This is a genomic window from Pseudomonas sp. P5_B2 (genome assembly GCF_056400445.1).
The window spans coordinates 1-675 of the sequence record NZ_JBFULH010001358.1; the positions used below are offsets into that span (position 1 = coordinate 1).

Consider the following 675-nt stretch of genomic DNA (forward strand, 5'->3'; position numbering starts at 1 on the left):
GTGCTGAGGCTTGGATTATGGTCAAGGCTCGCTCGTTGATAATCGCCGAATTTATCAAATTTAAACGAGAAAGATCTGTTGCAAGACATATATATGTACCGCACAAGGCATCAGCTGAATTATTTAAAGTGTGAACAAAGTGGAAGAGATTTTGTCGGCGGGATAGTTGTCACTTCCGTCCATGGAAGTTAACAAGTAGTGATGATGCTTATCAGGAGTGAGTATTGTTCAGAAACTTGCTGAGGAACTGTTTTGTCCGCTCTTCTTTAGGATTGGCAAACAGCGCTTTTGATTCGCCCTGTTCGACGATCACACCCTTGTCGAAAAACACCACGCGATTGGCCACGTCCCGGGCGAAGCCCATTTCGTGGGTGACGATGACCATGGTGCGTTTCTCCTCGGCCAGGCCGCGGATGGTCGCCAGCACTTCACCGACCAGTTCCGGATCGAGCGCCGAGGTTGGCTCATCGAACAGGATCACTTCCGGCTCCATCGCCAGCGCTCGGGCAATCGCCACGCGCTGTTGCTGACCACCGGACAGGCGTCGCGGGTAAGCATCTTCCTTGCCCGCCAGACCCACCTTGGCCATGAGCTTTTTGCCCAGGGCCACGGCTTCGGCACGCGGGATCTTCTTGACGACGATCGGGCCTTCGATGACGTTTTCCAGAGCCGTGC

The 675-nt window shown here is 53.6% G+C and carries 1 protein-coding gene; it reads right to left on the reverse strand.

All coding sequences use genetic code 11. The features are described from left to right. Positions 1-211 precede the first annotated feature (211 nt). The coding region (locus tag AC1DRJ_RS31220) for an ATP-binding cassette domain-containing protein (RefSeq protein ID WP_477805502.1) at positions 212-675 on the reverse strand (464 nt) is incomplete at its 5' end.